The organism is Winogradskyella sp. PC-19 (assembly GCF_002163855.1).
Taxonomy (GTDB): domain Bacteria; phylum Bacteroidota; class Bacteroidia; order Flavobacteriales; family Flavobacteriaceae; genus Winogradskyella.
In genome coordinates, this window is the sequence record NZ_CP019332.1 from 185609 (window position 1) to 212538 (window position 26930).

Sequence of the window (26930 nt, forward strand, 5' to 3'; positions counted from 1 at the left end):
TTAGAATAATATGAAACTTATTTACGGTACTAAATATCAACTTACAGAAGACGAACAACATATTATAACTAATATGTCAGAAGTAATTTGCGGTCAAGGACGATTACATTTTACAAGTAAATATCAAAGGGACAAATCAATGAAGTTACATCAGATGAACTTAAATGGCTTTGGAGCTGAATTTGCTTTTTGTAAACTATGCAATATACCTTTTGATTCATCAACAGTAGAAAAAGAAAGTCACTTTACTAAAGTTGATGCTACATTAATCAATGGTAAAACAGTCGATGTTAAGAATACAGTCTACAGTAGTGGTAAATTAATTGTTAGAACCGGTAAGGAGCAAAAAATAGTAGATATCTACGCTTTAATGATTGGTACTTTTCCAAATTTTGTGTTTTCTGGTTGGGCTACATACGAGGAAATTATACAGCCTAAATTTATTAAAGATTTAGGCTGGGGTCCTGCTTATACACTAACTCAAGGTGAGTTGAATAAAGAATTAATTATAAATTGATAAATCTTTACCAATTGCTTTCAGCAATGTCTGATAAATCTTGAAATATTTGATGGAGCATTGTTAATGCTTCATCATTTTTTTCTGCATCCAATAGTTCCAACACTTTATTTACTTTAGTGGTTATTGCTTCCGATTCCCATATTTTATTTTTTCTATTGTCCTTATCTGCATATTCAACTAATTTTTCAAAAGCTATTCTGAAATAACGCTCAACATTATTCTTTTGGTTTTGTCCTTCTAATTTTTTAGATACTACTTCTTCGTATTCACCAGTTTCAGGGTTAAAACCATTAAACTCATAATCAAAATAAGAAAAATCAGGATTTAAGAATTGTTCTAAAAACCCACTATATCCTTTCTCATTAATCATAGAGAAAACGATTAAAACGTGATGTAGATTTTTACGCATCAGCCCGCTTAATTTAAGTGCATCTGTGTCATTATTAATTTTACCTTTTAATTTATCCCAAATGTATTTTGAATGCCAAGTAATAACTTCATCACCATTTTTTTCGTCATCTATTAAAATTTGAACATCACTATAAGTCATTCGATTACCTTTAGCACTATTTTCATTTGCTGTCATCGGTTGAAATTTAGGTCTATGAGCGAAGCCTAAAGACATTGGTCCAATATGGTCAGGACTTACACCGTTCTTAACAAAAGTTGCATAAAGTCTATCTGCCATTTTCCAATTACCACCAGACCACATTTCATATACTCTTCTATCCTGTGTGTATCTCTTTAAGTTCTCTTTATATCTTCCTGTATCCGTAATAGCTCTAACATCATTATTGTATGAATGATAACCATCGTAACGGTCAGGAGAATTACTCATTACACCAGGAGAAACAAAAGGGGAATATTCAACATCTACAAAATCAGCTTTTAAAATTTCCAAAAGTTCATCTACATTATTAAACTCTTTAGTTATTTTAAATATGTTGCAGAACCTTTTACAACCATCAACATCAAATAATAAATTTGCAATCTCATATACATCTAAATCGTAATATTTTAAATCTTGGTCATAGGCTTTATTCAACAAGTCAATTCTATTAGGAGAAGGATACCTATAATCAATATAAAGTTCACTACCTGAAAACAAACAGATATGTATTTTTGTTGGATGATTTGCAAAAGCAACTTTTTGTCTAAACCCTGGTTCTAAAACGTGATTAGCTTCAATTCCTAACTCTTGTCTTTTGTGTTCCCAAAATTCAACCCTTTGTTGTCCATCTTTTGTTTTTATTGTTGCAACCCATTTTATTGTTCCGTCTTTTTTCCTCTTTAATGGTAATCCAATGTAGTTTTCGTGATTAGCTATAAATTCTTGATATTTTATACCATTTGGATGTGAGTTAAGAATATCCTTGGTTAAACTTAATTTAAATTCAGTACCTTTTTCCCACGCTTTTTCTTGATATAAAACGAACAGATAAGCGATTAAGAAAATATCGATTGGGGTTACTGGGTCATTATTCTCATACATTTCAAGTTTTTCAACATCAACTGCATCATCATTTTCAAAATACTCATAAGTTAAACCAGCTAATTCTCTTGCTTCTTTAAGTTTGTTTGGATTGTAATTAGTAATTAAGATTTCTTTATTCATTGATATATTGATTTTGTTTGTTTTTAGCTATTCAAATTAACTGATTTTTTTTAACATAGTCCCCACAAAACAAAACCCAGTTTTTTCGTACCTCAAAACCCTCTGTCTTTTGTTTTGTTCCGCTATCCAACGCATAGTTGGTTTTATGTCATAATACTTTTAGCCACCACTATAATGGCACATTGCTTGTTTTATTTAAATGTATCTATTTTGTAAAATTGGTACAATAAAAAATCAAAGAGCCATTGCCAACGCTCAAACAACTATTACGCCAAAAAACCAACCCAAAGCTATGTTACATAATAGAAGTTATAGTAGCAAAAACCTTTTCAAAGGTTGCCTACGGCGTGTTATTATGTTTTGGTAGCTATAACTGCTATTATGTAAAATATCCGCTCATCCAATGCTCAAATTCGTACTATTAACCACATTTTGAACAAGCATTAAATATTCGAACATTTTAAGGATTACGTTAATTGATAATAATATTATTTATCTCATTCAACTGCACAAAACCATCGTTAAGTCCAAGTATTCCTTACCTCAAGTCTTTGTTTGTTTCATTTCGCTAACTAATATTAAAGTCCACTTTTCCCCACCACCCAAGTCAGCGGTTATATAAAAATAGGTTTACAATATTTAGTAGTACGCCATAGCACATTACTTTTTATCGTGCATCAAAAAAGCAATAAGCTATTGCCTAAAAGTCCTGTATAAGTAGCTTGTTTAAATGCTGTTTTATCAAACAACTATTTAAAACGCTACCCATACAAACGCTTCATCCAACGCTCAAACCCGAACTGAAACCTATTTTTTTAAGTGTTAATTCCCCAGAAAAGTTATATTTAGGGTATGAAAAAAATGATTGTAGATTTATTTGACTTATTCTTTCCTCACGATATAGATGATAACGGTAATAAAATCGTGAATCCTAAAGGTGATGATTCTTATTCTACAAAGCTCTTCACAATTGTTATGATTGTTATTATAGTAATATTAACAGGTTTGGTATTAAAATAAAAAAAGGTAGCAAATATATGTGGCTACCTCTGCCAGCCGCACAAGGCAGTAAAGGTCAAGCCCTACGGGTTTTGAATAAAACTTTTTTCACAATATTTCTGCTATTTCATTAAACATTTTAACTCAAAAAACTTTTATCCAAAAACCTTGACAGCCTTACCCACGCCACAATAACTATGGCTATCTTTTTTTCTTTTCAAAAAAAATAATGGTGCGAAGCGTAGCGAAGCAATTTTAAATTGGATAGCTATGTCAACTTTTGAACTAAAAACACACAAATCTGGTCGCACTTACTCGAACCCTCATTTTTTTATTCTAAACAAAGGTCTAAACAGCGGAAAACCGCTCTCAAATCCTTGCCCTAATTGTTTTGTAGTCACAACTGCAACCGAAGAAGCAAAAAACACATTATTTCACTTATCGATGATGTTGCAAATAGGCGGTTTTTATGGGTATTATTTAAAAGGTACTGTTATTCCGTTTATCTCAATTGATGATTGCAGAAACACGCTTAAAAAAGGTTTAAAATCAAGTAATAATATCGCTAATCAGATGCAAAAACACATAAAAGCGGTAGAGGTAATCAGTAAAAAGGAAAAAGAACTGCAAAATGTCATTGATAAAATGGCAGTTTTAAAGGTGGCATATATCCGTAATTGTTTCAAAGTAATGCAAAGCAAAGAAGCCTAACGCAAAGGCATCTAAAGAGCCTGTAACCGTAACAATATGGCACAATATTAGTTATATTAGTAACGAAAATAAGGTTTAAAAGCAATGTTAAGTCCGTACCAAATCCGAACGAGTATTAATTTTAAATATTTATAGTTATGGGGAAAATAGCCCAAGGAATTTTAGGTGGCTTATCTGGTAAGGTAGGTAACATTGTTGGAGGTAGCTGGAAAGGCATCGACTACATTAGAATTAAGCCATCTAGTGTGGCGAATCCTCGAACAGAGGGACAAGTGAATCAGCGTAATAAATTTACCATTACATTGGAGTATTTGCAAGCGACTAAAGATTTTATCAAAATCGGTTATAAGGCATTTGCGACCAAGAAAACAGAATTTAATGCAGCAATGTCTTATGTATTAAATAATGCGGTAGGAGGTATTGCACCTAACTTTACGATTGATTATTCTTTAGCTTTATTAAGTAGAGGTTCTTTATCTGGCGTATTAAATGGCACAACCGATTTAGCAACACCAGGACAAGTAAGTTTTGATTGGGATGATAACTCGGCAGAAGGCAACGCAAATGTAACAGACAAAGCGATGGTATTAGTTTACAATCCAAGTAAGAAAGAATCAATTTCTATTTTGGATGGTGCTGTTAGAACTGTAGGTTCACAAGTGGTTACAATACCAAATACCTATGCAGGAGATACAGTAGAGCTATTTATGGCGTTTGTTTCTGCTGATGGTACACAAGTATCGAATAGTGTGTATTTAGGCTCTGGTACGGCAGCTTAATAACTTTAAGTTTAAATACATATTAAAAACCGTTTCTATTGGTTTAGGAACGGTTTTTTTAATTCTTGTTTATTGATAAACTAAACGATTTGTAATTTTATTTAACTATCTCAAACTCAATAATTTTATTTATGGGTTTGTTTTTTCTAACTTTGCATCGAATTAATCTAAAATGGAAACTAAAAATTTAAAATCACTAGTTAAGTTTATAATACTTTATTGTCAAAATAAGGGTATGTCCATTAGTCCTTTAAAACTACAAAAGCTTTTATATTACATACAAGTTTGGAATATAATAAAATTTGACAAGTATACTTTATTTGATGAATTACCTGAAGCTTGGGTAAATGGTCCAGTATATAGATCTGTATATAATACCTTTAAAGATAAATTTTTCAGAAATGATAATTTCAAATATAATTTTGATGAAGTAAAATTATCCGAAGAAATTTCTCAAAAACTTAAAGAATTAAGTTTATCGGAAGATCAACAAAAGTTGTTGTTTGCTGTTTTAGATAGTTATGGGGTTATGTCTGATGAAAAGCTCGTTTTCCTTACTCACAAAGAAAGTCCTTGGAATGAAGCTAGAGAGGGTTTGTCACCAATAGAGCGCTCTACAAATACAATAACAGTTGATAGTATTTATAACTATTATACAGCTCGTTTAAAAAAGAAAAATGCTTAATATACTTGATGAAATACAATATTTTATTGAGGATGAGGAAAGAGATTTAAAGTATCAATTAGGTGATAATTTTTCGATTCCTCTGACAACAACACCATCCATAGCATATGACTATTTGAATATAGATGATGTTCCAGAGTATTCATTTCATAACCCTGAATTTTTAAAAACGGAAAGTGAGGAATTTCCAAACAAGTCTGATTACAATATATATTTTAATAAGATTAAGGATTTATGTAAACGTAGTTTAGATGATTCTCTTTATAATTTACCATATACAGAACACTTAAAAACAATAAGACCAAACAAGAATCTCTTAAGCGTTGTAAAGAAAATATTTAAAAAAGATTATATACCAGATGAACAATTACCTCAATTCGGTGAGTTTGGTTTGTATACTAATAAAAATAATGATAGAGCGCCAAGAGTATTCTTCTTTATTGGTAATGTAGGTATGATTTACATACTTTTTTACGACCCTTTTCATAAGATTTTCCCTGGTAAATAATTAGAAATATTATAAAAGGTTGTTGTTATACCTATGTTGTACCTATTTTAATAATATTTATTTAAAGTCAATAAATAAAATACTTTCAAGAGGTTATTAATATAACACGGTGTTGGCATTTCGTTTTCTTGTTTAGCAAATTTCAGATAAAACTTTTAATTTCAGAAGGTGTAATTGTGTGAGTAATATTTTTTAGAATGATAGTAATTATTACTGTCTATTCTTTTCCAATTTTATATGATTTTGAAAAGTTAGAGTCTTCATCTGTTACTTTTAACAAATAAATAGCATTTGGTAAATACAACATTTCAATGGATGAATTTTTTGTTCTCAAAATTCGTTGACCAAAGAGATTATATAACTCAAATGATAGGTTTTTATCGGTTCTTATATTCAGTAATGAAGTAGTTGGATTAGGGTAAATTTTAATTCCGTCAAATTCATTCCCGAAATCTTCCACAGGTAATGTGATACCATCTCCAGCTGCTGTTATTGATAATAAGTCAATTAAAGAAAAGGTATAAGTAATTGTGTTTAAAGTTTGGTCAATAGTTCCTGTAAATGGTGCCCATATTCCGCTAGGGCTTTCCTTAACGTAAAGTTTAAGAGTACTCTCATTTGCACCACTATTTACAAGTTCAATATCTTCATAATGAAAAATCATAGTACCTTGGAAGCCATTCATGGCATTTGAATTATTATAAACTCTATCAATACTGGTTCCATTAGAACCTGTGATAGGGGTTCCTGATTTGGAAATTGTATTTGCTCCAGAAATATCATAGTTCACTGAAGGTAATAATTCCAAACCTCCAATATTTATAGAACCTCCATTTTCAATCGTAATGGTACTTGAATTATCCACAGTTAATTCTTGTGACTGAGCAACGGTAGTAAAAAGAAATAAAATAAGTAGTGTTTTTTTCATGTTCTAAATTTTAATATTTACCCCCAATAGCAACCCATGTTGCTACTGGAAATGGTGCATCTTGGTATATAGCTTGTATGACAACAAATTCGTTTGCTGCATCAAGAGTAAATGTTGTAAGACCATCTATTGATTGGCCTGTAAAAGGACTTATGTCAACAGTATCGTCACGTCGTTTAATAACATAGATTCTACCGTTAATCGCTGAAGTTACTTCAGGTAAATTAACAGTTAATGTACCGGTTTGAACACCAATAAGAGTATAGTCAGAATCACCCATGGTGTATGAGTTTGCAATAGTTACAAAATTAGATAGCGATATAGATCCACTTACTTCCAATGTACTTGTAGGTGTGTCAGTACCAATACCAACTTTTCCAAACGGATCAACTTTTAAGAAGTTTGTTCCATCATTTTTATTAACTAAAAAGCTACCGTTTGAACCAAGTGTATTAATAATATCCTGTGCTTGCATTGTATGCGCAAAACTTGCAATGATAATAATTGTAAAGAGTTTTTTCATGATTTTTAATTTTGTAGTGTACTAATTTAAGTTTTTTAATTATTAATATATTGATAATATCAATGAATACCAACGGTCTCGTATAACCGTCAGTTACGGGTTAATATACTCTAATTTTCGGTTTGGCACGGACTTTAGCAATTCCGAGTGGATTCGGACGTAGTCGAATCCGCCGTAATTGCGGTTATACATTGTTGTGCTTTCGTTATTTTTGAATATCAGATTCATATTTTTTAAGTTGATTTAGTAAGAGCCGATTTTGATTCTGTAAAATTTGTAATTTTTCATTTAATGTAACGACATAATTTGCCAATACACGATTTTTAAGTTCATCATTTTTTAAAGCATCAATTATGTCAGGTGTTTTTGAATTAACAGTTAATCCGTTATCAAATACTCTCGGTATTTTTAATGCTATTTTTCTTAACTCTTCTCTACCACGTTCATAATACGACTGAAAATTATTTGTGAAGTTTTCGTATGTATTATATGTCTTAATGATTTGTTTTCTAATACTGGAATTTTGAATAAGTCCTATTCTCCCTGTGCTTTTCAATTCATCTATTGTTATTGTAATTGGATTGAACTCATATGTTATTTCCCATTGTGAAGAAAAGAAATGAGCGATAGAATCATTAGTGAATTGTTTTCCCTCAAAATACTCTATTAATTTATTTTTTCTTTTTACTTGTTCGTTTGATACCATTTTTATTTCAGAAATTGCAATTGAGTCAGCTTCAAGGTCATTAATCAGACTCGAGATATATTGTTTCTCTAATTTCAGATCTTTAATGTTATTGTTCAAATTATTAATGGATAGAGCTATTAAAATTCCAATTACGACTAGTACAATCTCACCAACAGCATATTTAAAATACTTTCCAGTTTTACCTTTCGAAAGTAAATTTTGTCTAATATTTCTAAAGAATTTTATCATTGGTTAGTGGTTTGTCATAATGAAGCACAACGGTCTCGTATAAGAATAGTGCAGTTTTATGTGCGAGAATTTTCAGCAAGAAAATCAGCAGTAACAAAATTGCGCGACTCTTTAGTTAAGCACTATAAAGGGAGCATTATTCTTATACGTTGTTAGCCACAGTATTTATATTTATTAATTTTTTTGGAATCCTATCAGATAAATTCATCTCTAAAAGTTGGTATTCTTCAAATTTAATTTTCAATTTCATCAAGTTGCTTAAATTTTATTATCAAAAAACTGAATTTTTTTAAAAAAATCAATTCTTTTCCGCACTGAAGCTAACTTTTTACATTAGAAATTAACGATGTTACCAATAAAAAAGTTTTGAAACAAGCTAAATTTCAAGAATTTATATAAAAAAAACCGAAGTTATTAACTTCGGTTTTGGTTGAAATAACCATTAATTAGAAAACTAAACTATTACATTTCTATTGATATATAAATTTAATTTACCATTTTTTCAATTATTTACTTTTAAGTAACTATTTTATTTCATCAACTCCAAAACTTACTAAAGTATAATCATTCTCATGAGTTCCATCTCCTTCTATTTCTACTGACACCTTAGAGTTCTTTTTTAATTTAAATGTGTATTCCCTCGTAATTGTTCCGTTATTAGCATTATATTCAGTTCTTGTAAGATTAATGTTTTCAAAATTACTCCACGTACCATCTTTATTAGTCCATATTTCTGCTTTAGCTTTTGTAAAATTTGTATCTAGATGTTTAAAAGTCAACCGAATTTTATAAGTTCCTTCCTTAGGAGCAGAATACCTTACTTTAGCATATTCATTTTTGTATTGCCCAGGATGTAATGCAATTGCACCTTTTGATTTTGGTGGAAATGTGATTGAATGTTTTACATCAACCCAATCTTTATTAGAATTATTTTGAGCTGCAGAATAAAAAGCAGTACCGCTTTTTTTCATAATGTTAACCGGGCTTCCTTTTTTATAAGCTACAGGAGGAGGAAACGATGTGAAATCCTCACCTGCTTTACCATATCCATAAGACCATTTAGGGTCATTCTTTTTTGAAAGATCTGGTATAAATTCTGATACCGTTACTTTTTTTACTGTTGTTACTTTTTTTATTTCTTCTGGACTTAAGACACCAGAATAAATCATTGCTTCCTCAATTCTGGCGTTTACCCAAGGATTAGAAGGAAGTCCGTTCCAAAAGTGACGTTGGCCAAAAATAACCCCAACTTGATTTTTATCTAAACTTAAAATTTCTCCTTTAATATATGTACCAGCTAAAACATCATTTCTGTAAAGTTTTACTTCATTTTTTCCGTTTTTTGACCCAAATGAAATTGCAATTTTTACTTGACTGCCAATTAAGGTTTCTTTAGCTTTGTTTCCTATTGGTTGTGTTCTGTTCCAATCACCACTTCCTGCCATCCAAGTGTTTTTTTGTTTTTCACCAAAAATAATTCCATCAAAATCAAAATCTGGAACTTTTTTGCCTACAGTTAAAACTGTTCCTCCTTGTTGTTTAGGATTTAAAACAGTAACCCAAGTTACTAATGTCTTTTCTTTTATATCTGGACCATTATATGTAGTGCTCCATGCTAATTGGTTATTCCCTACATGAAGTTGGCCATCTTCTATAACTGATCTCTCTAGTGTTAAATCTCCAAAGTTTCCTGTTAAATCTTTTGTAGAGCCGTTTTCGAAAGTCCAATGCCCAATGATTTTTGACTCGGCTAGAGGCTTTACAGTTTCCATTTCTTTTACTGTTTTGTTAGAAACAGGAATTGTTTTAGCATCTGCAATCATAGAAACACCTTCTATATGATTACCTTTTGCACTGTTATCAAATTGAACAATAACAATTCGATTTTTACCAGTAACTAATAAATCAGCAAAATTTCCAATAGTTCTAGCAGGTTGAGGTCTTGCATTATACCAAGTATCTAGTACAAAATCAGTTCCATTCTTATAAGTTCCTTTAGGGTATTTGCTATTGAATATATATACTCGAGCTCCATCATCAACAAATTTAAACGAAATTGTTAGTTTATTTGGTTTGGTATTTTTTGGAATATCAATTATACTTTGAAAGTAAGTAAAATCTAGTTGTTGATATTTAGGGATAGTTGATGGCTCTTCAAGCTTAATCCCATTTGGAAGTGATTTCCATCCTGTATCTTCTGTAGCTGGAATGTTTTTTTGAGAATATGCAGTTGGATCACCCCACTTTGTAGTTACAAAATCAAAAGCAGGTTTGCCTCTGTGCATTTCCCATTTGGAAATAGTAATTTTTTGTGCATTTGTTGTAAATGCAGCCAAAGCAAATATTAAAAAGAATAGGTTTGTTAAATTTTTGGTTTTCATATATTTAGTTTTTAAGTTATTTGATAAATGTATTACAGATATAAATAAATATTAAAAATTTGTTCTGAAACTGGTCTTTTTTGTTCTGAAAACGGCAGATTTAAATTTTTTTGATGCTAAAAACTAAGATTTGATTTATACTTTTCAGAAATTTTAAAAGTCTTATCATTTAGTTTAAGGCTTGATTTTCCTATATGATTTATGGCAGTTGGATTTATGGCAGTACTTCTGCTAATCTGTATAAATTCTTTATTAGGTAATTGCTCTAAAAATTTGGTTAATGAAATGCGTATAGATTGTCTATGGTTAGTAAAATAGAAATTTGTATATACATGTTCTGACTCTATATATTGTAAATCTGTACAATTAATATTATATGTTTTTGTGCCAGATTTAATTGGAATAATAAGTTGTGTGTGTATTTTAGTAGAACTAAAATACAAGTCTATATTGGTGAGTAAAGTAGCATCATTTATAGGTTTATTAATATAACCAATTGGATTTAAAACTTTAAGACTTTTTAAAGTTTCTACATCATTATAAGATGTTAGAAATAAAAACGGTAAAGCAAGATTCTGATTTACGTACTTAGCAATATCAATACCATCTTTTGAGCCATTAATTTTTATATCTAATAAAATTAAATCTACAGGATTACTTTCTAACAATTCTATAGCTCTTGTATAATCTACAGCAATACCAACGCTATTATATCCGTTATGCTCTAAAAACATTTCAATTTGATTTGCAATTAGTACTTCATCTTCGACAATCAAAATATTTTTTTGTGATTCCATTATACCTTTTTAGAGTTTTTTAATTGTAAGGTTATTTTGTATTCTGAATCTATACGGGTAATAGTTCCTTTTAATTGTTTAATCATGCTATTAATGATGCTAACTCCTAGGCTTTTAGAGTTTTTACTTTCTATAAACGTTGCCCCAGAATCTTTATAGGTAATAGAGATGTCAGATTGTAGTAAAGATATTTGAATATCTATGATCAATAAATCTTTAAATAAAGCATGTTTTAAACTGTTAGACATCAATTCATTTATCAAAATACCAATAGGTAGCATGGTGTCAATATTTAGATTGATACTTTTAGCATCTAAATTTAGTTTTATGTTCTTTGTTGAAATATCAATTAGTGCATTTGTTATTTTAGAAAGATATTCTTTTACATCATATTCTTCACCTTCAATATTTTCTTTGCTGTACAATAATTGTTCATGAGCAGCAGCTATCGTTTTAATACGATTTTCTAAACTTTGAAATTTATTTTTATATTTAGGTTCATCAATTTCATAATATTGAAATTTAACCAAACTCAAAATAAGTGCTAAATTATTTTTTACACGGTGGTTTAATTCGCGTAATAAAAATTCTTTTTCCTTTAGTTCTCTACTAGTTTCTTTTTCACTAGCCTTAATAATTTTATTTTTTTTCTTTGAAGAGTAAAAACCTAAAATTAAAATTACCAATATTATAATTGTTAATATTAGTAGGGAAGTTATATTTTTTCTTTCAATATTATTATTTAAAGCTCTTTGTTCTGCTTCCTCTTTTAGGTTTGTAATTTTATCAACGTCATATTTGGTTAAGTCTAAAGCTCTATTTTTTGCCAGTCTATTTATTTTAAAAGCTTTAAATTTTTCTAAATTTTTTGTTGCAGTTTCTTCTTTATCTAGCTTATCAAGAATTCTAATTTTTAAAAAATATAATTCTTGTGTTTTTTTTAGGGAAACCTTTTTTTCTCCAAGTTCAAGTGCTGTGTCAATAAAAGTTAGTGCCTTTTGATATTGCTTTGTTTTAAAATAATAAGTACCGATAAAATGATTGGCAAAAACTGCAGTATGAGCTTCATCTGAAAAATTAGTTACAGCATTTTTTAAGAAGTTTTCTGCAAATTCAAGGTTTTTATTGACGAATAATTCTTGATGCCAAAAATCATGTAACAGAATATAATCTCTAATATAATTCTTATAATCAGTACCAAAAATACTTGATTTTTTAGATTTTAATATTTTTATAGCATTTAATCTATATTTTAAAACGCTATCTTTTTTATTCAGTTCTTCATAAATAGATGCTAAATCATTTGCTACAACAGCATAACTTATTGGGTCTACTTTTAATGAATCTTTAACTAAATATTGTGTGTAGTATTTACTTGCTTCTTCATAGAATCCAGCGGAAGATAATACATCGCCTCGTAATTTTTTTAAATTTTGAGGTTCCGTTTCTCTATAGAAATTAAACTTAGAACCCAATTCTTCTAAAGGTTTTATTTGTTCTAATTGACCAACTAAATTTTCAGAATAACTAAAAACTCTAAAAATTCTCCAATGCAAATCTATGGCGGCTTTAGAAGTTTTTGCTTCTGGAAGTTCTAATCCTTGATATAAATAAACTAAAGCGGTGTCAACTCTTTTTAAGCTTATATTTGCATTAATGATGTATTGTAATGCTCCCATGGCTTTATATCGTTCTTTTTTTCGATCTAAAGTTTTTAAATATTTTTTTGATTTTTTTTCGTAATATAAAACGGAATCTTTTGTTAGCTGATTAAAATTATACATAGTAGATTCTATTACAGTATAATCTTTATTTACCAAATAGTGTTTTTTTACATGTTCTTGAGAAAATGAATTTAGTAGCCCCAAAAAAAATAAGGGAATTATAAAGAAAAAATATTTGATATTCATTTCGTAAAACTAAACTATTAATCAGCTGTTAAAAAAAAGATTTATAATTTATTAAAAATAATACTTGTTATTGCAAATAATAAAAAATATTATTTAGGGATGATAATTTTGTTATGAAAAGCAATTATTTGTTCTGAAAAAGTAAAAGTATAAAAAAAACAGAAGCTTTGGGCTTCGGTTTTTCTAATAAAAATAGAATAACTTATTAATTGAATTTACTTAAATCTAGTAAATGTTAGATACAGACTATAAAACAATTTTTTCAGGATGAAATTTAATAAGCAAATCTCAAAAGGTAGAATTAATTTTGTAATTAAATCTCATATACGGGTTTTAAACATATTGAGGCTAACGTCCACTGTGTATGGTGCGTATCCCAAAGGGTATGCACTATAAACCGTGTTAGCTGTTGTTGTTTTTCAGGTTCCTGAATTCTTAAATAATTGGTCTTTACTGTTTGTAATTTGAATCATGGTTATCGGTTATTTGTTTTGCGATTTCGTGTAAATCTGTATTGAATCCTGTTTCATAAGTATTGGTATTTAGATCAACATGATAGATACTGTTTAACCATATAAGACCACCTGTTACGCGAACTATATCACCTTGATGTCCTTTTGGGTCTGTAAAAATAGATGTTTCGCGTGCCCCAAACATATCAATATCGTCAAGCAATAAGCCATCAATATTCATTTGTGCTAATTCAAAGGTTGCCAATCCAGTTGGGATGGTGAATATATTGGTAGAAGGAAATTCGATACGCAATTCGTCTACAATTTCGTTATGTATGATCTCATTTATGTAATAATCATAGAACTCCTGTATTGAATTGAATCCATTTTCGATTGCAAATGTATTCCAATTTGGTCGAGTACCATTAGGATCTCCGTTGGGAAAGTCAAAAGGTGATAATGATATAAAAATAGTTACGTCTGGATTGTTTTGTAATGCATAGTCTATCCAAGCGCGATGACCTTCAATTCGATTGATTGAATCGTGCCCAAAAGTCATCCCAAAGTATTTAATATTACCCGCATCAAGTACAGACTTTATCTGTTGATGTTCGGCACTAGTAGAATCGTTCCAAAAATTGATAGGTCTTCCATTTTCGCCCCCACGAAAGACAGTCGTACTAGTGTGATTTTCAAAACCAGCATCAACTGCCATTATATCAAATTTTTCTGCATAAGGTCTAAAAAAGCTATTCCCAATAAGAAGCATATTATACCCTTCTGTTTCAATTGGTTCAGATTCCTCTAATGGATTGTCGTCTTTGCTGCATGCAAGAAATACTAACATCAATGCAATTATCCATAAATTATTTCTGGTCATAATTTGTGATTTTTGATATTAGACCCAAATTTTCTTATTTGGTTTAATTACAGCTAACGTCCACTGTGTATGGCGTAGTGAGGCGCGCCTCATGGAAAGCCATTGTTGCGCCTCATTAGCTATACACGCTGTTGTATGTAGTTTCGTGTGTAGTTCACGTAGACTTGACTAAATATACATAAAATCGGCGAGGTGCGACAAACAGTGGACGTTGGTATGTAATTAGTAGAAAGGAAGCGTTTGCAAAACGCGATTCTACGTGCCGCAGGCAATTACATACCAACGTTGTTGTGTATGATTTCGTTGCGTGTTTAAGCACGAAAGTTAGCAAATAAATCACAGATAGAAAGTCCGCGAGGACTTTCGTAAGTAGGCTATAACCAGCAATGAATTATACACGGTGTTGTAAACAGTTTGAATAAGAATATAAATCAATCGCTTGTATATCAACTAATAAACTCAACTCACTTGTTCAGCAAAATAGTTTGGGTTAGGTGCAATTTAGAGCAGCTATTTCAGCTTCAAGATCTTCGATTTCTTGTTCTAATTCTGCACGATCATCTGCATCAAGACAATCTAGTATACTATTACTGTAATCAATATATTCTTCTGCGGCCGTTTCATAGGCAACACAATTAGAATTACTATTATCTGCTAAATAAGCTAAGGCTGTACTAATTAAATTTAAAGAAACTTCTTCTCCATTTGAAGCTAAGTTGTCACAAGGGTTATCATCATCACTTGATGAGCAACAAAAGCAAGTGATTGTAAATAAAAATAATAAAAGTTTTTTCATTGCAATAGGGTTTAGAATTTTAGTATAAAATTGTCTATGTTAGTCTAATTTGACTTATCCATTGTCATATCTAAAGCAACCTTCATACATTGTCTAAACTCTTCTTTTGATAGGGATAAATAATCGCCAATAGGCTCTTCATTATTTTTATCGAAAATTCTTGGAATTCTTTTAATTTTGAAGAATTTCCCTTTTTTATCTTCAAGAATATCAAATGAATTGAAGACACTTGAGAAATCTTTTACTTCTTTTTCTTTTACCCACAGTTCATCGCCTTTTTTATTCGAAGCGGTAATCGAAACTTTTATTTTGAATTTCAAAAATGGCTCGCTTTTTACCTTATCCATTACGATAGAATAATCCTTGGCACCTCCGAACATAAACTTCATTTCAATTTCATAATATTCATCTGCAGATACTTTTATTTTTTTTAATTTTTTGTTTGGTAGGTAAAACGAAATTTTGTTCGACCCCATTGCATTACTGGCCACATTACCAAGCATACCAGACATAACGGATCCCTTACTTCCTTTTAAAAATTCAACTGTTTCATTATCTGTTTTTCCCATTATTACATTAGAAAAATCAGTCAATAAGTCATTTGTTTCGTTTTGATCAAGCATTTCATATAGTGGACCATTAGCTTCTGTGTTGAGATTATTTTTTTTCAACCATTTCTCTTCAACCTTGTCTATAAATAGTGTTTCATACCCTATTATCGCTTTTTTCTTATAGATTGGATTATAATAAATAGAATTGTCTCTGTCTTTAACTAGTGCACGCTCCATAATATTTTCATCAATATTCACTTTGACTTTATATATGTATCCAGTTTTAGATATGGATTTATTGCAGTTGTTACTCTCTGCAAAGGATAATGAAATTAAAGATAAGATTAGGATAAAAAGGCCTTTAGATTTATTCATAGTTTTTTATGTTATTTAGATGTGTCAATAGTACGATAAAATGCTTGGATACGAAATAAAAAGTTTATAGTAACAGAATTTTTGTCAATTATAACTATAAAAAATGAGCAAGACTTGAAGCTTAAACCTGTAAAGCTAAAAGTTTCTCATAATTGTTTACAACGATTTGTGTAAAATGCGTTTTAATGCATTTTTACACTTTGTTGTAAAACGTTACTTCAATATTTTTCTTTCGTTGACAACCTTGTCAATATTAATTTTAACTTCAGATTTTTGATTCATTGAGAAATCAATTTCATCTACAAAACCGAGGTGCTGTATAATATAGTCCTCTTCTAAAAAAGATCTTTGGCCTCTCATAAAACCCCAAGTATCATATTTATAATTTGATCGATACCTAATCGTTTTATTTGGTTTGATTTCTGCAACTTTATGTGCAGACCTTTCTGGTGACGGTATTTCTAAGAACGATACATTTTTTGAAGAAATTACGTGTATTTCAAATAACGAGTCTTTAATTCTTCTAATTTTTAATGAACCTAATTTCAGAAATAGATGATTTTTAGGATACATTGAAATATAAGATTTGTCTTCCCTGTTATCTTCACTTATAACAATTAAGCCAATTGATTTATTTAGTATGATTTCGGGTTTTAATTCTTTTAATAAGAAAAGTCTGTTTTCAATCTTTAATGCACAAGAAGAATGAGATTCATTCGCCCAGTTATTTAAGTAACTTCTATACCCAGAATCGTACGATGATTTCATTCTTCTTTCGCTGTTATCAAATATCCTAATGAGTTCTATCATATTTTAAGACGGGTCAAAATGTTTTACAACGTTCAGTATAAGAAACGTAGGGCAGATGATAAGCGATACGTTTCAGTTTTGTAATAAGCCAAATATAAATATTTTGCTTTTATCTTTTTTATTGAAAATGCCAAATTTTATAGTTAGCGACTTTGCAAACAAACACAAGCTTTTCGATTAAGCCAAAAAGCCCTATGTTTTTTATACCTTGTTGTGTGGCGTACTTTTTTATCACATGACTTTTTTAAACCATACATTTCGAGTACGACCATTTGTCATTCTTAAACCCAAAACTTTTCCTTCATCATTCTTCTTAATTTCAACAATGCCTGCAGGCCAATCACCCAAAAAAATAGTATTGTATAACTGTTTTAATTTTATTGAACCATGTCTGGCATGCTCGATATAGATACTAGATTTATCATCTGTAAAAATTGAATAACTAGTTTTGAGTTCCGGACTATAATAACTCCCCTCAAATATCTTTAAGTCATTTCTTTTTTCGTCTAAGTTACTTTGAAGAAATGTAAATACTCCAGATAAATTATTTTCAATTTGAACGGTCATTTGTTGCTTTTTACTATCAAATTGTACAATTGGTTTTACAGATGCACGAATCATTACAAATGTTTGCTTATCGATAGGTAACAAGGGCCATTCCTTTTTATCAGAACTCGAATATCGCAAGGTATCATTTTTTACAAGAATTTTTCTTCCTATTTTCTCTTCATCACTCCAGTAAACACCCTCAAATCCCTTTAACTTATTATTTGATAACTTGATTGTTTTAGTAGGTGTTTGCGCTATTTTTTTAGTTTCTTTAACTGATAGATTTTTACTTTTATCAAAAAAAACATCGGATATCTTATTGGTCTTGGATACAATGCTACTTTCAGAATAATTACTTAGAATTATAATATTGAGATGCTCTTGGGGGAAACTTCTCGCAATCGCTCTAAAGCCACCAACAGATCCGCTATGCTGAATCACCTTCTTACCAAAGTAATCATCAACTCTAACCCCAAAACCATAATTGGTTTCAAAACCATTTTTTAGAGGTGTCGTGATTATTAGCTTTTTAAACGCTGTCTCCCAATTATTTTGAGGCGTACTAAAATTTTGTAACCAAATATTTAAATCTTCTATTGTAGAGTGTATATTTCCAGAACCATAGTAACCCCAATATTCCAAAGCTTTTTCAAATTCTTTTCTTAAATAGTATGATGTAGCATTGTTTGGAACAATTTTCTTTATAGAGGTTTCTACATATGTGTTTTTCATTCCTAATGGTTGAAAAATATTTTGCTTCATCCATTGGTCAAATTTCAATTGACTAATATTTTCAATAATTTTAGCTAAAAGTATGTATCCAGTATTGCTATATAAAAATTCTTCGTCAGGTTTAAAGTTGAGTTCCTTTTGATTTTTAATTATTCTGTAAACATCATCGTTTGTTTCTAAATCTCCACTTCTCCAACCGGCCAACGCTAATAAACCGTGTAAATCTCTCAATCCACTGGTATGGTGCAATAAATGACGAATAGTAATAACTTCACCAAAATCTGGTAATTCAGAAATGTGTTTTCTAATATCATCGTCAAAAGAAAGTTTGTTTTGTTCTTCTAATAATACAATACCCATAGCTGTGAATTGTTTTGATATGGAACCTATATTAAAAAGAGTGTTGTTTGTGTTTGGAATGTTATATTCAATATTAGCTAAACCATAGGATTTTGAAAAAATAGTTTTTTCGTCCTTTGAAACCAATACAGAACCACCTGGATGATTAGACGCATTCCAAGAAGTAAAAAGACTATCTATTTTTTGCAATTGTTTTTGACTAATCTGACCGTAACTATTTAAGACGTGTATTAAAACAATAAACAGGCTTAAAATATATACTCTTATTTTCATCATTATTTTATTTTACAAGATTAAAATGCAAAAATCAATAACTGACTAAAACGATAAAAAAAAAGAACACGCCAATAACCCGTCACAAAGCTGTCAGTGGCATGCCAACAGGAAGATTAAGCTAAATAACATTAAACTTAAGGCTAAAGAAAAGTCGGTTGTTTTTGTTTAATTCAGCACTGTTTCTAAGGATAATAAAAGCGTTTGCAAGCACTAGAAATAGTAAAACTCCGATTCCAATATTACGGCCTAATTCATTAACGAAAATAATACTTCCAATTAAGTATAACGAGATCATTATTACAGACCATAATATTTGAATTGTTATAATCTGTCTAGTTAATGAATTTAATTGTTTTTTGATCAGTGTAATTATTAGAGGTAAAACAAAATTCGCAATAGGAATAAAGACAACAAGCAATGAAGAGAGATTAATTAAGTTAATAACCTTAGAATTGGATTCTTTGTTTAAGATGTTAGTTTTAATAAGCTCATTTTCTTTTATATTCAATGATTTAGCCAATGCTTTTAAAGTATAACCTTTGGGTTCTATCCCAGATTCTATTCGCTGAATAGTTCTTACAGAAATTCCCGATTTCTTTGCAAGTTCTTCTTGGGTTAAGTTTTGCTTCTCTCTATATTCAGTTAATTTCGACATATTTATTTGCCAGCTTATGGGATTGATTTTATGACACACAACGTCCACTGTGTATGGCGTAGTGAGGCGCGCCTCATGGAAAGCCATTGTTGCGCCTCATTAGCTATACACGCTGTTGTATGTAGTTTCGTGTGTAGTTCACGTAGACTTGACTAAATATACATAAAATCGGCGAGGTGCGACAAACAGTGGACGTTGGTATGTAATTAGTAGAAAGGAAGCGTTTGCAAAACGCGATTCTACGTGCCGCAGGCAATTACATACCAACGTTTCGTGTATGATTTCGTAAGGGATTTCGGACTTTAAACCTGTCAAGTTACCACCAAATTTTGATGCGAGTGATAATGCCTGAAAACCTCTGAAACCCTTATGAATTATACACATTGTTACCAGCTTTTGATTTTTATATCTGTCCAAGGTACGCAAATGGACTAAATCTTTTTTCTATTATTATTAAATCATCAATCAGGGCTAAACAATCATCCAAATCTCGATAGCAAAAAGGTGCCTCTGTCTTTATAGATGTATCCTTAATCATCTCAGGAATATAAATCCTTTCTCGAAGTCCAACATAATCATATTTGTCAGAATGTTCTTTTGCGTCTGAACGCGACATTACTCTTCCTGTCCCATGATTTAAAGAATTATAAGTTTCTAAAACCTTATCAGTCGATTTGACAAGCACAACATCTCCATCAAGGTTTGAAGGTAATATTGCCAATTCATTAGGATTTATCCTTATTGCACCTTTTCTAATAATCACACCGTCGTCTGTCAGCTCAAAGTTATTGTGATTGCGGTCAACAATAATTTGTAATTTCCCAAAATACTTTGACACCATATCAGCGATTGCTTTTCGATTATTTTCTGCCCAATCGCAAACATCAAGAAATACTTTATCAAATTCACTTGGTTTCTCAATCAGGTGGTCAACTATTTTAGATTCATTTCTCGAACCTGTATGAATCAAAAAGTAAATAAAGTCATCGTCATATGATTCCAACGCATCAAGAAAGTGATTTCCTGAACCAAGGTCTCCTAATTTACCTTTATTGTTTTTTAAGTCATGGTAAATCTTATCCCAATCCGTTTCTTTAAAATCGGAACGTTTCACTTCCGATTTAGCTAAAAGCATTCCACATCCACAATCCGAGACTGCAAATTTCCTCCAGTCTGCTTGTTTTGTATAGACAACAGTTCCTGTCGGTAAAGGGGATTTTCCAGGACATGCATCTGGGAAAAATATTACTTTCTCCGCTTGCAGTTCTCTTGGCAACCATCCATATAATTTGTTTATCGGTTCTGCTGAATAATTTATCAATTCCATAATCTTATCTCTGTGCAATGTCGTCCTTTACAATTGCTGGTAACGGTTTCGTATAACCGTCAGTTACGGGTTTTAAATTACTATTTTTTGATTAATAACTGACGCTCGCAATTCCGAGTGGATTCGGACGTAGTCGAATCCGCCGTAATTGCGGTTATACATTGTTGTAAAACGTTTTTTGTTTTTTTAAAATTTGCTTTATTACTTCTTTAGCATTTTTAAAGTCAAGTCCTGGTTTCATTTTCGGATGATATAGCATTTTAATGATTTCCTTATCCATTTTTGAATATTCCACAGTTATAATGCTATCTAATTTATTCTGATAAAACACACTATTAGAATATTTTTCCGAATCATTCATTAAACCTATACTTTGTGTTATTTCCTCTACAATAGTTGTCTCAATAGATTCCTTTGGTTGTAGAATATCTATAAATATTCTTGCGTCACTAATATGGAAGGTTTCTGTGTCAAATCCAATATCTGCTATTCCATTAATTTCTGTCTCAATATTCTCAAATAAGTCGGGCATTAATGGTTCCAATCTCTCTCTTTCCCTTAAGATAATAAATGCATTAGCCTTTTTGGGGTCGTCTATTAATTGGATGTGAAATTCATCCTTTGTCAGATTATTAATTTTTTCAACTGTCTTTTTAACTAAGGTAACCTCGTAACTAAGATCTTTTTCCTTAATTATAAAAAGTTTCATTGGTTCAGTCCATTTTATAATTCTTTTAGGGTTTGAATCATATTCCGTATTTAAGGCAACTTCGTTGAAGTAATTTACCATTTCAGTATCATATTCGGTAAACTCATATTCCTCGAAGTCAACAAAACTATAAACAGCAATTCCAGCTATTATTAATAGACTAATAAAAAGGGTAGTTTTCTTCTTCAATATTTTGTTTCTCAAATGTTTTACAACGTCCACTGTGTATGGCGTAGTGAGGCGCGCCTCATGGAAAGCCATTGTTGCGCCTCATTAGCTATACACGCTGTTGTATGTAGTTTCGTGTGTAGTTCACGTAGACTTGACTAAATATACATAAAATCGGCGAGGTGCGACAAACAGTGGACGTTGGTATGTAATTAGTAGAAAGGAAGCGTTTGCAAAACGCGATTCTACGTGCCGCAGGCAATTACATACCAACGGTCTTGTATATGAAAAGTAGCGGATTTTTAAGCACTACTTTTCGGTTTATTACTAACTATAAATTTAAAAAATTAAATTTCGTTTAAACTTTAAAACCGCTATTTTTTATATACGTTGTTGGCAACTGGCTTTTATTCAGTGGTCTTTTTCGTGGTTTCATTCCGAAAAGCACTCTCATAATTCTAAAAGGGTAAATGGCAAAACGGTAAATTACTACAATAATAATAAATGAAATAACTAAAAGAACGATAAACTTAGCAGGAATATTTAAGTCTAGTTGAATGATGTAATATGCACAAATTATAATAACTGTTTGATGTAAAATATAAAATGGATAAATAGCTTCGTTCATTCGTTTAAGGTAAAGACTAGGTTTATTGAAGTAAACTTGCCCATATCCTAATATGGTCAAAACAAAACACCAGCCCAATAGACTGCACAGGACATACCAGATATCCCAACGAACAGAAACGGTTAAATAAGGCTCCACGATAGTATTCGGTATGAAATAGTAACCGTAGAATAATAGTGTGCTAATAATGAAGCTATTAAGATGAACAAGTCTAAAGTTCTTCAAATTTTCCCAAAACATTTTTGAACTTGCAAACAAAATACCAGAAATAAAAAAGTAAGTGTAAAAGAATGTTTCTGAAAGATTAGTTAATGAAGAAGACCCAGTTGGATAATACCTTTTTAGTATTACTGTTACAATGATAAGAGGAAGTCCGCTCAATAAAAGTCCCATTTTATAAGAGGATATTTTTTCGAACCAATTTATAAATCCCTCAGATTTTTTGGATTTAAGAAAAATAATTAAAGGAATTATAATTATAGAAATCACATAAAGATTTTCTATAAACCAAAGATGATTAGTTTCAAATCTACCTTCTGTGTATATCTGCCAGTAAGAATTGAATTCATTGATGTATTGATAATATGTTTGAGGTGGTACAATAAATAGCACACCAAAGAAGAGTGGAATTAAAAGTCTTCCTGTACGTTCCTTTAAAAAATGCTTCCAATTCCGCTTAGAAAATGCGAGTACTGTTCCTGTACCAGATATCAAAAATAGTAGAGGAAGTCTAAACTGCTCAAAGTAAACCATTATGTCGTCTAATAATTTGCTAGAATCGGCATTCATAATATGAAAATCATCTCCATTAAAAGGCATACCTAAATGATGGAAATAAACAGCCAAAATAGCAATAACTCTTAACCAATCTAAATCGTGTCTTCTTTTTGAAATACTCATTAATTTTGTTTTTTGGGCAATGATAAAAACAAAATCAACACGGTTTATACTAGTGGGATGAATAGCAACAGAAAGTGACGAAATACAACTGAAAAGGTCGAATTACAAGCTATTGGTTTTTTAAACTGTTATGAACTTGGTTAAATTCTTCAATTTTAGAACGAGAAACAGGGATTGTTCTTTTGGAGTAGTTTTTTAAATAAAGTACATATCCTTGGGCATTTCCAGAAACAGATTCAATTGCGTTAAGGTTTACAACATAAGAGCGATGAGTTTTAAAAATAAACGGATAAGACTTTAATTGGTCTAAAAATTCTTTTAGAGTTAATCTTTTTAAGTCCTTTTCATTAGTATTTGAATAGTCATAAAATATTTCTAAATAGTTACTATCCACTTTTGCGTAAAGAAAAGTCTGAATGTTTAACTCAAAATTCTCCTCTTTTATTGGCGTAACAATTTGAACAGTTGCATTAACGTCATTGATATATTGTTGCGTAACGGATATTTTTTTTAAATCATTTGAGTGCTTAATAATCAAACGATGAAGATTTAATGGTAAAATAATCATCAGCAATAAAATTCCTACTAAAAACGTATTTCTTATTTCTTCCCACAAGTAGCGAAAAGACCAATTATCAGGATTTGTATAAATAAAATCTCGAATCAAGAAGCTAACAAAACCTATAAATAATAGAATTACTGCCAAATGCAAAAACTCCTTGCCTAATGTCCAATTTTCAATATTTTTTATCGATTTTTTGAGCAAGAAAAAATACGTAAAAGCAACAGGGATTGGTAGAACGGAATGTATTACCATAATCCAAAAATTATCTATTTTATGTTCTTCAATATTTACAATAAAAGGTTCAAATAAATAGGTGAAAATAAAACTTGCTATTGCAAGAAAGCAAAGCAATAAGAATACTCTTTTTAATTCCTCATAATAAAATGGGTATGGTTGTTTTATGTAGGCTTTAATTTGCATTAAATTTATTCAGTCAAGTTCGGTTTAGATATTTTTTCAGCTTGTTGCCAACGGTCTAGGCTATGAGTAGTTGCGTGGGTTAGCACTTAACTTTGCAAGTACACACCAAACTGAAAATCCACGAGGATTTTCAGAAGTAGGCGAGAACCAGCCATTAATTATACACGTTGTTAGCCTCTCGTTTTTATCTATTTTTTAAAATCAACTGAAATTGTCATTTCATCCTTTATTTTATTTCAGAAAGCATTTCATCCAGCTGCGTTAATCCACCTTTTAAATCATTTATCAGAAATTGCGATCTTTTATACCGGTTTATCAAGACTGCATAAATTTCATTGTTTCTAATCAATAATTCATAATCTACCGGAAATTTAACTTCGTTGGGTTTGTCGAAAAATATCCACCAACTGGGAATTCCTGATTTTATTAATGCATTTTCTAGATCTTCTTCTCTATTAGCTTCCATTAAAGAGTAATCAGCCGATATTCTTCCAGCGAAGTGTTTCCAGTTAATTAGATTATTAATGAGTTGACCATATTTTTGCTTTTGAATTGGTTCAAAATCTACTTGTGTTTCTAAGTTTAGTCTCTCTGCTGTTATCAAATCTACATTTAGTGTAATAGCTAATAATCTGTGTATGGAATCTTGTGAAATTGTTAAGGTGGCATCTGGTCTCATCAATTCCAATAAGGCCTCATTTCCTTTTATTGAAGTTTCTAAAACGTTTGTGTGAAATTTTAAAAATTCTTGCATTGATTTTATTTCTATTTTCAAGTCAGATAATTGGGTTAACTGAATTTCCTTTTTCTTATTTTTTTCATTCCAATTGTTGACTTGTAATGCAAGCAATATTCCTATCATCACCAATAATATTTCTCCAATAGCATAAATCAAGTATTTTCTTAATCTACCTTCATTCAACAGCTTATGCCTAATTTTTCTAAAGAATTTTATCATTGGTTTTTGTTTATTCTAATGGAGGCTAACGTGTTTGTGTATGATTTCGTTGCGTGTTTAAGCATTAAAGTTAGCAAATAAATTACAGATAGAAAGTCCGCGAGGACTTTCGTAAGTGGGCAATAACTAGCAATGAATTATACACATTGTTGTAGCACGTTTTAATCAGATATTGTTATGATTTCAAATTTCCAACCTTTATCTGTTTTATGGTTTTTGTTAATATTTGGTGATTTTATTCCAGTATAAATCATTCCTGCTGCTGGCAGAACCAACCAAAATGCAGTTGAATCGGCTAATATTCCAATTATAAAGCCAAATCCAGCTGTTATAGCTCCTCCGTAAATAAGAAATCCAGAAGTAAAAATGGAAGTTAAAAGAGGATTCCGCTTCAATGAATCAATATCAGACAAATCTATTCGGACATTATCAACAACAATTGTACTATTATTTTCTATCTTATATCGGCCTTTAATTTTTCGACCATCAAATGTCTTTAGCTTTATTCTTTTGTTCTCTTTAATAATTTTTTCTTTGTTGGTATTAATATTGGTGATTTTTATAGCCTGATTTTGTGCTATAATTTGATTAAAAAAGAATAAACTAATAATAATTAAAAGGATTTTTTTCATTACAAATATTTTTTTAGGTAGATGCAGGAATAACTAGATGGTTGCGTCAAATGTGATACAACGTGTTTGTGTATGGTTAGTTGCGTGAGCGACTAAAGATAGCAAAAGGGGACGAGTCTGAGGAAAATTCGGAGAATTTTCCGATTGGCAGGAAGAAACTCTCGCAATTAATTATACACGGTGTTGTGCGTTCGTTTTTTAATTCATAATGCTATCTAATTCGAATATTAATCTTTCAGCATTTCTTGGTCGAGTTACTGACTTCTTAATTATCTTTCCTTTATTCGATATAATCATATATTTTGGAAAACTAGTTACAGTTCCAGAGTCTGTTTTTCTTGAATATTGAAGATTCCATTCATATCCTTGTGGAAGATTTATATGATAGCCTTTTAAATCATATTTTTTAATTAATTTTTTCCACTCATATTCATTAAAAAATCCGTTTATATCATCAGCAGTGTATAAAAAAATAAGGTTTTGTTTATTATATTTTTTTTGCAACATTTTCATCGAGTTGATGTCTTCTCGAAAGTCTTTCCAGTCTGCTCGATTGTTCAAGGTTGCATAAACATATTTGTTTTTCAATTCATCAAGTTGAAATATCTCTTCGTAATTATGATTTTTACTTTCTTCAATTTTCAGGAAATGAATATCATCATTTCCATTAAATGTATAATAATAAGTAAAGTCGATAACCTTATAAGCAATGAATAAAATTCCAATAATTGAAATAAGCCTAGATATTTTCTTTTTAGATAAATTCATTAGTTAATTGAGTAAGTTTTAAATGACGCACAACGTTCCGGCTATGAGTAGTTGCGTGGTTTAACACTTAACTTTGCAAGTACACACCAAACTGAAAATCCGCGAGGATTTTCAGAAGTAGGCGAG

The 26930-nt window shown here is 30.5% G+C and carries 26 protein-coding genes; 6 read left to right on the top strand and 20 right to left on the bottom strand.

The window, feature by feature from the left end; all coding sequences use genetic code 11:
* Window positions 1-10 precede the first annotated feature (10 nt).
* The gene (locus tag BTO05_RS00845; protein WP_087490838.1) at window positions 11-517 is read left to right on the top strand and encodes a hypothetical protein; all 507 of its coding nucleotides are present in this window, start codon (window positions 11-13) and stop codon (window positions 515-517) included.
* Between the two features lie 7 nt (window positions 518-524).
* Here the strand turns inward: BTO05_RS00845 and BTO05_RS00850 are convergent, their stop codons facing one another.
* On the bottom strand, window positions 525-2135 hold the full coding sequence (locus BTO05_RS00850) for a hypothetical protein (protein WP_087490839.1): 1611 nt from the start codon (window positions 2133-2135) through the stop codon (window positions 525-527).
* Window positions 2136-2987: 852 nt separating this feature from the next.
* Here BTO05_RS00850 and BTO05_RS13915 point away from each other — a divergent pair.
* From BTO05_RS13915 to BTO05_RS00870, 5 genes are all read left to right on the top strand, one after another.
* Window positions 2988-3155, top strand: coding sequence for a hypothetical protein (locus BTO05_RS13915; protein ID WP_157662499.1), 168 nt, complete (start codon window positions 2988-2990; stop codon window positions 3153-3155).
* Window positions 3156-3404: 249 nt separating this feature from the next.
* Window positions 3405-3845: a DUF6943 family protein gene (locus tag BTO05_RS00855; RefSeq protein WP_087490840.1), complete on the top strand. Its 441-nt coding sequence runs from the start codon at window positions 3405-3407 to the stop codon at window positions 3843-3845.
* A gap of 137 nt (window positions 3846-3982) precedes the next feature.
* Window positions 3983-4624 carry a DUF6266 family protein gene (locus tag BTO05_RS00860; protein ID WP_087490841.1) on the top strand — a complete coding sequence of 214 codons (642 nt, stop codon included), beginning with the start codon at window positions 3983-3985 and terminating at the stop codon, window positions 4622-4624.
* Window positions 4625-4796: 172 nt separating this feature from the next.
* Window positions 4797-5309, top strand: coding sequence for a Panacea domain-containing protein (locus tag BTO05_RS00865; protein WP_087490842.1), 513 nt, complete (start codon window positions 4797-4799; stop codon window positions 5307-5309).
* Window positions 5302-5817, top strand: coding sequence for a hypothetical protein (locus BTO05_RS00870; RefSeq protein ID WP_087490843.1), 516 nt, complete (start codon window positions 5302-5304; stop codon window positions 5815-5817). The genes BTO05_RS00865 and BTO05_RS00870 overlap by 8 nt, the downstream gene beginning before the upstream one ends.
* A 217-nt stretch (window positions 5818-6034) precedes the next feature.
* On the opposite strand, the gene BTO05_RS00875 is transcribed toward BTO05_RS00870, so the two are convergent.
* The 19 genes from BTO05_RS00875 to BTO05_RS00965 form a co-directional block, all read right to left on the bottom strand.
* Window positions 6035-6745 carry a T9SS type A sorting domain-containing protein gene (locus BTO05_RS00875; RefSeq protein WP_087490844.1) on the bottom strand — a complete coding sequence of 237 codons (711 nt, stop codon included), beginning with the start codon at window positions 6743-6745 and terminating at the stop codon, window positions 6035-6037.
* 10 nt (window positions 6746-6755) lie between these two features.
* Entirely contained in the window at window positions 6756-7268 is a 513-nt protein-coding gene (locus BTO05_RS00880) for a hypothetical protein (RefSeq protein WP_087490845.1), read from the bottom strand.
* Between the two features lie 205 nt (window positions 7269-7473).
* On the bottom strand, window positions 7474-8205 hold the full coding sequence (locus tag BTO05_RS00885) for a DUF6090 family protein (RefSeq protein WP_087490846.1): 732 nt from the start codon (window positions 8203-8205) through the stop codon (window positions 7474-7476).
* Window positions 8206-8729: 524 nt separating this feature from the next.
* Window positions 8730-10586, bottom strand: coding sequence for a hypothetical protein (locus BTO05_RS00890; protein WP_087490847.1), 1857 nt, complete (start codon window positions 10584-10586; stop codon window positions 8730-8732).
* Between the two features lie 116 nt (window positions 10587-10702).
* Entirely contained in the window at window positions 10703-11383 is a 681-nt protein-coding gene (locus tag BTO05_RS00895) for a response regulator (protein WP_087490848.1), read from the bottom strand.
* Window positions 11383-13293, bottom strand: a complete 1911-nt coding sequence (locus BTO05_RS00900) for a sensor histidine kinase (protein WP_087490849.1) — start codon at window positions 13291-13293, stop codon at window positions 11383-11385. Before BTO05_RS00900 ends, BTO05_RS00895 begins: the two co-directional genes overlap by 1 nt.
* Window positions 13294-13743: 450 nt before the next feature.
* Window positions 13744-14625 carry a hypothetical protein gene (locus BTO05_RS00905; RefSeq protein WP_087490850.1) on the bottom strand — a complete coding sequence of 294 codons (882 nt, stop codon included), beginning with the start codon at window positions 14623-14625 and terminating at the stop codon, window positions 13744-13746.
* Between the two features lie 490 nt (window positions 14626-15115).
* A complete protein-coding gene (locus tag BTO05_RS00910) occupies window positions 15116-15421 on the bottom strand; it encodes a hypothetical protein (RefSeq protein WP_087490851.1) in 306 nt (101 codons plus the stop codon).
* Window positions 15422-15465: 44 nt separating this feature from the next.
* Window positions 15466-16347, bottom strand: a complete 882-nt coding sequence (locus tag BTO05_RS00915) for a hypothetical protein (protein WP_087490852.1) — start codon at window positions 16345-16347, stop codon at window positions 15466-15468.
* A 213-nt stretch (window positions 16348-16560) separates the two neighbouring features.
* Window positions 16561-17157 (bottom strand): hypothetical protein, encoded by a 597-nt coding sequence (locus BTO05_RS00920; RefSeq protein ID WP_157662501.1) that lies wholly within the window; start codon window positions 17155-17157, stop codon window positions 16561-16563.
* A gap of 231 nt (window positions 17158-17388) precedes the next feature.
* Window positions 17389-19074 (bottom strand): serine hydrolase domain-containing protein, encoded by a 1686-nt coding sequence (locus BTO05_RS00925; protein WP_087490854.1) that lies wholly within the window; start codon window positions 19072-19074, stop codon window positions 17389-17391.
* A gap of 118 nt (window positions 19075-19192) precedes the next feature.
* Window positions 19193-19729, bottom strand: a complete 537-nt coding sequence (locus tag BTO05_RS00930) for a helix-turn-helix domain-containing protein (protein ID WP_157662502.1) — start codon at window positions 19727-19729, stop codon at window positions 19193-19195.
* A 403-nt stretch (window positions 19730-20132) separates the two neighbouring features.
* Window positions 20133-21056 carry an RtcB family protein gene (locus BTO05_RS00935; RefSeq protein WP_087490856.1) on the bottom strand — a complete coding sequence of 308 codons (924 nt, stop codon included), beginning with the start codon at window positions 21054-21056 and terminating at the stop codon, window positions 20133-20135.
* 154 nt (window positions 21057-21210) lie between these two features.
* Window positions 21211-21954 carry a DUF2927 domain-containing protein gene (locus BTO05_RS00940; protein ID WP_157662503.1) on the bottom strand — a complete coding sequence of 248 codons (744 nt, stop codon included), beginning with the start codon at window positions 21952-21954 and terminating at the stop codon, window positions 21211-21213.
* A gap of 337 nt (window positions 21955-22291) precedes the next feature.
* On the bottom strand, window positions 22292-23461 hold the full coding sequence (locus tag BTO05_RS00945; RefSeq protein WP_087490858.1) for an acyltransferase family protein: 1170 nt from the start codon (window positions 23459-23461) through the stop codon (window positions 22292-22294).
* Window positions 23462-23570: 109 nt separating this feature from the next.
* Complete coding sequence (locus tag BTO05_RS00950; protein ID WP_087490859.1) at window positions 23571-24446, bottom strand: LytR/AlgR family response regulator transcription factor; 876 nt, start codon at window positions 24444-24446, stop codon at window positions 23571-23573.
* Between the two features lie 226 nt (window positions 24447-24672).
* Window positions 24673-25404 carry a DUF6090 family protein gene (locus BTO05_RS00955; RefSeq protein WP_087490860.1) on the bottom strand — a complete coding sequence of 244 codons (732 nt, stop codon included), beginning with the start codon at window positions 25402-25404 and terminating at the stop codon, window positions 24673-24675.
* A gap of 161 nt (window positions 25405-25565) precedes the next feature.
* Window positions 25566-26036, bottom strand: coding sequence for a hypothetical protein (locus BTO05_RS00960; RefSeq protein WP_087490861.1), 471 nt, complete (start codon window positions 26034-26036; stop codon window positions 25566-25568).
* Window positions 26037-26234: 198 nt separating this feature from the next.
* Window positions 26235-26804 carry a hypothetical protein gene (locus tag BTO05_RS00965; protein ID WP_087490862.1) on the bottom strand — a complete coding sequence of 190 codons (570 nt, stop codon included), beginning with the start codon at window positions 26802-26804 and terminating at the stop codon, window positions 26235-26237.
* Window positions 26805-26930: the final 126 nt, after the last annotated feature.

Excerpts from the sequence above, each read along its gene's own strand:
- BTO05_RS00845 (WP_087490838.1), top strand. The coding sequence starts at position 11 with ATGAAACTTATTTACGGTACTAAATATCAACTTACAGAAGACGAACAA.
- BTO05_RS00850 (WP_087490839.1), bottom strand. The coding sequence starts at position 2,135 with ATGAATAAAGAAATCTTAATTACTAATTACAATCCAAACAAACTTAAA.
- BTO05_RS13915 (WP_157662499.1), top strand. The coding sequence starts at position 2,988 with ATGAAAAAAATGATTGTAGATTTATTTGACTTATTCTTTCCTCACGAT.
- BTO05_RS00855 (WP_087490840.1), top strand. The coding sequence starts at position 3,405 with ATGTCAACTTTTGAACTAAAAACACACAAATCTGGTCGCACTTACTCG.
- BTO05_RS00860 (WP_087490841.1), top strand. The coding sequence starts at position 3,983 with ATGGGGAAAATAGCCCAAGGAATTTTAGGTGGCTTATCTGGTAAGGTA.
- BTO05_RS00865 (WP_087490842.1), top strand. The coding sequence starts at position 4,797 with ATGGAAACTAAAAATTTAAAATCACTAGTTAAGTTTATAATACTTTAT.
- BTO05_RS00870 (WP_087490843.1), top strand. The coding sequence starts at position 5,302 with ATGCTTAATATACTTGATGAAATACAATATTTTATTGAGGATGAGGAA.
- BTO05_RS00875 (WP_087490844.1), bottom strand. The coding sequence starts at position 6,745 with ATGAAAAAAACACTACTTATTTTATTTCTTTTTACTACCGTTGCTCAG.
- BTO05_RS00880 (WP_087490845.1), bottom strand. The coding sequence starts at position 7,268 with ATGAAAAAACTCTTTACAATTATTATCATTGCAAGTTTTGCGCATACA.
- BTO05_RS00885 (WP_087490846.1), bottom strand. The coding sequence starts at position 8,205 with ATGATAAAATTCTTTAGAAATATTAGACAAAATTTACTTTCGAAAGGT.
- BTO05_RS00890 (WP_087490847.1), bottom strand. The coding sequence starts at position 10,586 with ATGAAAACCAAAAATTTAACAAACCTATTCTTTTTAATATTTGCTTTG.
- BTO05_RS00895 (WP_087490848.1), bottom strand. The coding sequence starts at position 11,383 with ATGGAATCACAAAAAAATATTTTGATTGTCGAAGATGAAGTACTAATT.
- BTO05_RS00900 (WP_087490849.1), bottom strand. The coding sequence starts at position 13,293 with ATGAATATCAAATATTTTTTCTTTATAATTCCCTTATTTTTTTTGGGG.
- BTO05_RS00905 (WP_087490850.1), bottom strand. The coding sequence starts at position 14,625 with ATGACCAGAAATAATTTATGGATAATTGCATTGATGTTAGTATTTCTT.
- BTO05_RS00910 (WP_087490851.1), bottom strand. The coding sequence starts at position 15,421 with ATGAAAAAACTTTTATTATTTTTATTTACAATCACTTGCTTTTGTTGC.
- BTO05_RS00915 (WP_087490852.1), bottom strand. The coding sequence starts at position 16,347 with ATGAATAAATCTAAAGGCCTTTTTATCCTAATCTTATCTTTAATTTCA.
- BTO05_RS00920 (WP_157662501.1), bottom strand. The coding sequence starts at position 17,157 with ATGATAGAACTCATTAGGATATTTGATAACAGCGAAAGAAGAATGAAA.
- BTO05_RS00925 (WP_087490854.1), bottom strand. The coding sequence starts at position 19,074 with ATGATGAAAATAAGAGTATATATTTTAAGCCTGTTTATTGTTTTAATA.
- BTO05_RS00930 (WP_157662502.1), bottom strand. The coding sequence starts at position 19,729 with ATGTCGAAATTAACTGAATATAGAGAGAAGCAAAACTTAACCCAAGAA.
- BTO05_RS00935 (WP_087490856.1), bottom strand. The coding sequence starts at position 21,056 with ATGGAATTGATAAATTATTCAGCAGAACCGATAAACAAATTATATGGA.
- BTO05_RS00945 (WP_087490858.1), bottom strand. The coding sequence starts at position 23,461 with ATGAGTATTTCAAAAAGAAGACACGATTTAGATTGGTTAAGAGTTATT.
- BTO05_RS00950 (WP_087490859.1), bottom strand. The coding sequence starts at position 24,446 with ATGCAAATTAAAGCCTACATAAAACAACCATACCCATTTTATTATGAG.
- BTO05_RS00955 (WP_087490860.1), bottom strand. The coding sequence starts at position 25,404 with ATGATAAAATTCTTTAGAAAAATTAGGCATAAGCTGTTGAATGAAGGT.
- BTO05_RS00960 (WP_087490861.1), bottom strand. The coding sequence starts at position 26,036 with ATGAAAAAAATCCTTTTAATTATTATTAGTTTATTCTTTTTTAATCAA.
- BTO05_RS00965 (WP_087490862.1), bottom strand. The coding sequence starts at position 26,804 with ATGAATTTATCTAAAAAGAAAATATCTAGGCTTATTTCAATTATTGGA.